The organism is Kitasatospora sp. NPDC091257 (genome assembly GCF_044757675.1).
Taxonomy (GTDB): domain Bacteria; phylum Actinomycetota; class Actinomycetes; order Streptomycetales; family Streptomycetaceae; genus Kitasatospora; species Kitasatospora lactacystinica.
Genome location: NZ_JBIVVI010000956.1, coordinates 1 through 3,589, shown reverse-complemented (window position 1 = coordinate 3,589; position 3,589 = coordinate 1). Strand labels below are relative to the sequence as shown.

Genomic DNA, 3,589 nt, shown 5'->3' with positions numbered 1-3,589 from the left:
CGTTCGCCCCCCTGCGCCCGCCCGCCCGGCGGGCCGCCGAGGCCGAGGCGCAGCGGGTGCTGGCCTTCGCGGGGGCGGGCGAGGACGGCGCGGTGCGGTTCGAGGCCCCCGGGTAGCTCGTTCGGGTGCTCCCGGCCGATCCGCCGCGCGGGCCGTCGAAACCTCTGCTGAGCTGAGGCGGTCCGGAATCGTCGAGACCCCGGCGGAGGCGACCGTGTCCGTGGAGCGCGCGCCCGGCGAGGAGCGGCGGCCGGACCACCGCAGGCCGTACCTGATGCTGCCGCCCGCGCTGCGGCAGGCGGCGGCCTGGTCGCTGGCGGTGATCCTGCTGATCGCCGTCGCCTCGCTGGTGGTCTTCGCGCTGGTCGAACTGCGGGCCGCGACCGTGCCGTTCCTGCTGGCGCTGCTCGGGACCTCGCTGCTCTACCCGGTGGTGCCCTGGCTGGTGCGCCGGGGTGTCGGGCGGGGCCTGGCCGCCGGGCTGACCTGCACGGTGCTGGTCACGGCGGTCGGCGGGGTGATCGCCCTGCTGGTCAACTCCCTGGTGCACAGCGCCCCGCAGATCGCCGCCTCGCTCCCGGAGGCCGGGCGGCGGCTGGCCGGCTGGCTCGGCCCCTTCGGGTCGAAGATCCAGCACGCGCTGAGCAACGCCAAGGGCGAGACCAACTCGCTGGTGTCCACCCTCACCAACGGCGTGCTCTCCGGGCTCGGCCTGCTCACCCAGCTGATCACCGGCGGGGTGCTGGCGCTCGCCCTGGTGTTCTTCTTCCTGCGGGACGGCCACCGCACCGGCGACGTCATCCGCTCCTACCTGCCCGAGCGCAGTGCCACCACCGTGATCGCCTGCGCCGGGCGGGCCTTCGACGCGATGGCCGGGTTCATGCGCGGCACCACCCTGATCGCCCTGATCGACGCGAGCTTCATCACCATCGGCCTGCTCGCCCTCGGTGTGCCGGGCGCGCCGGGGCTGGGCGCGCTGGTCTTCATGGGCGCCTACATCCCCTTCGTCGGGGCCTTCCTGTCCGGCACGGCGGCGGTCCTGGTCGCCCTCGCCGACGGTGGCATCGGCACGGCGCTCTGGGCGCTCGGCGTGGTGCTCACGGTGCAGATGATCGAGGGCAACATCCTCCAGCCGGTGATCCAGAGCCGCACGGTGGAGCTGCACCCGGCCACCATCATGGTCGCCGTGGTGGCCGGCGCCGGCATCGCCGGCATCATCGGCGCCCTGCTCGCCGTCCCGGTCTGCGCGGCCGGAATGGGCGTCGTCTCGGTGCTGCGCGGGGATCCGGACCGGTCGGCGGCGCCGGACCACTGAGCAGCGGGCCGGGCGGAGCGGAAAGCGGGTTGCCGTCGGTCGGGGGATCATGTGAGCATTGCTAATGCGACGTGAGTCGCAATAGTGCTTCGGGAGGGGTCGCATGGAACTGTTCGAGGTGGCCGAGGCGGGAGCCGGGCCGTACGGGGTCGCCGTGGGGCCCGACGGGGGCGTCTGGTTCACGCTGGTGCACAGCGGGGAGATCGGGCGGCTCGCCCCGGACGGGACGGTGCGGCGCCACGGCCTCGGGGCGCCCGGGTGCGGGCCCGCGGTGATCACGGCGGGGCCGGACGGGGCGCTCTGGTTCAGCCGGATGCGGGACCACCGGATCGGGCGGATCGACGTCCACGGGCGGGCCGGCTCGTTCGAGCTGCCGGGCGAGGACCCCGGCCCGTACGGGATCGCCGCAGGACCGGACGGGGCGCTCTGGTTCACCGAGCTGAACGCGAACCGGGTCGGGCGGATCACCGTGGACGGCGAGGTGACGCGGTACCCGCTGCCGGTCGACGGGGCCTTCCCGTCGCTGATCACGGCCGGGCCGGACGGGGCACTGTGGTGCACGCTCAACCAGGCGGACGCGGTGGCGAGGGTCGGCACCGACGGCGCGGTGACCGTCCACCGGCTGCCCACCGAGGGCACCGCGCCGGTCGGGATCACCGCCGGGGCGGACGGCGCGCTCTGGTACGTCGGGATCGGCGGCGGGCTGGTCGGGCGGATCACCGTGGACGGGAAGGTGACCGAGCATCCGCTGGCCGACCGCTCGGCCAGGCCGCACGCCGTCGCGGCCGCACCGGACGGGGCGCTCTGGTTCACCGAGTGGGGCGCCGGCCGGATCGGGGTGCTCACCCCGGACGGGCGGCTCGACGGCCACCCCGTCCCGGGCGCGGGCGCCGAGCCGCACGGCATCGCCGTCGCCCCGGACGGCACGGTGTACGCGGCGCTGGAGCGCGGGCAGATCGCCCGGCTGACCCCGGCCCGGGACGCCCTGGGTGCCCGGGGCGCTCAGGGCTGACGGCGCAGCAGCTCCTCCAGGTCGGCGAGCAGGCCGAGGGCGGCGGCGCGGTCAGGGGCCGGCGCCGGGGCGGGGGAACGCTCGGCGATCACCCGCAGGGCGGCGGCGGCCTGGCGGGCGAACATCGCCAGCAGGTCCAGCTCGGGCAGGCTGGCGCGGGCCTGCGGGGCCGGGTCCAGCACCTCCAGGACGCCGAGCACCCGGCTGCCGTGGGTGAGCGGCGCGGCCATCAGGGCGGTCGGGACGTACGCGGTGGACTCGGCGAAGTCCCGGTCGAAGGTGCGGTTGGCGCCCAGGTCGTCCACCACCATCGGCTCGCCCGAGGCGGCCACCCAGCCGGCGATCCCCCGGCCGGCCGGGAAGCGGCGGCCCACCAGCGACTCCTCGCCGCGCCCGGAGACGGCCTGGAAGACCAGCTCCCCGGCCGCCTCGTCGAGCAGGCACACCGAGCCCGCCTGGGCGCCGAAGATCGCCCGGGCGACGTCCACCACGGACTGGAGCAGCTCGCGGGCCAGCGGGTCGACGGCGGGGTCAGTGCTGAGGGTCATCGGGCGCCTCCGGGGTGGGGGTGGAAGGGACCTGGACGTTGGCCGCGGTGAGGTAGAGCGCGCTCTTCAGCTGGAAGGTGGTCAGCCTCGGCCGCCGGGACAGGATGCGGGCGCAGAGCCCGGCCACGTACGGGGTCGCGAAGCTGTTGCCGGTGGTGCGGATGGTGACGCCGCCGAGCCAGGGCACCCGGACGTTCTGGCCGGGCGCGAAGAACTCCACCGGCGGGGCCGGGTTGTACAGGTGCAGCCGCGGGTCGTCCTCCTGGTGGCTGCCCACCGAGATGACCGAGGAGAACCGCCACGGGTAGCTCTCCACCGGCGTGTTGTGGGCGGAGGCGACGATCGCGGTGCGGGCGAAGAAGGCGTCGTCGGCGATCGCGTGCAGCTCGTCCAGGAAGCGGGTCCGGGTGGTGGAGAGGCTGAGGTTGATCACGTCGAAGCGCTGCCCGACGGCCCAGCGCAGCCCGGCGATCAGCATGTCGCCGGTGCCGGTGAAGCGCTCGCCGAGGACCCGCACGCTGTAGAGCTCGCAGTCCGGGGCGGTGCGGCGGATGATGCCGGCGCAGGCGGTGCCGTGCCCGCAGGTGTCGCCGGCGGAGTCCGGGCGGACGACCAGCTCCCTGGTGGCCGGGTCCCTGGCCACCGCCCAGGAGCCCTGCACCGGCCCGACCAGCGGGTGGTCGGGCTCGATCCCGGAGTCGACCACGCAGACCC

4 protein-coding genes are annotated in these 3,589 nt (G+C 75.5%); 2 read left to right on the top strand and 2 right to left on the bottom strand.

Going from position 1 to position 3,589, the window contains the following annotated elements; translation table 11 throughout:
- Window positions 1-214 precede the first annotated feature (214 nt).
- Together ACIQOV_RS32700 and ACIQOV_RS32695 are read left to right on the top strand one after the other, a co-directional pair.
- Complete coding sequence (locus tag ACIQOV_RS32700) at window positions 215-1,315, top strand: AI-2E family transporter (RefSeq protein WP_401054343.1); 1,101 nt, start codon at window positions 215-217, stop codon at window positions 1,313-1,315.
- Between the two features lie 103 nt (window positions 1,316-1,418).
- Window positions 1,419-2,327 (top strand): virginiamycin B lyase, encoded by a 909-nt coding sequence (locus tag ACIQOV_RS32695; RefSeq protein WP_401054342.1) that lies wholly within the window; start codon window positions 1,419-1,421, stop codon window positions 2,325-2,327.
- Here ACIQOV_RS32695 and ACIQOV_RS32690 read toward each other — a convergent pair.
- Both ACIQOV_RS32690 and ACIQOV_RS32685 read right to left on the bottom strand, forming a co-directional pair.
- The gene (locus ACIQOV_RS32690) at window positions 2,318-2,875 is read right to left on the bottom strand and encodes a GAF domain-containing protein (protein ID WP_380549758.1); all 558 of its coding nucleotides are present in this window, start codon (window positions 2,873-2,875) and stop codon (window positions 2,318-2,320) included. The two genes, ACIQOV_RS32695 and ACIQOV_RS32690, sit on opposite strands and share 10 nt — an antisense overlap.
- Window positions 2,859-3,589, bottom strand: a 731-nt coding sequence (locus tag ACIQOV_RS32685; RefSeq protein WP_401054340.1) for a S8 family peptidase, incomplete at its 5' end; no start/stop codon positions are given. The genes ACIQOV_RS32685 and ACIQOV_RS32690, both read right to left, overlap by 17 nt.

Excerpts from the sequence above, each read along its gene's own strand:
- ACIQOV_RS32690 (WP_380549758.1), bottom strand. The coding sequence starts at position 2,875 with ATGACCCTCAGCACTGACCCCGCCGTCGACCCGCTGGCCCGCGAGCTG.
- ACIQOV_RS32695 (WP_401054342.1), top strand. The coding sequence starts at position 1,419 with ATGGAACTGTTCGAGGTGGCCGAGGCGGGAGCCGGGCCGTACGGGGTC.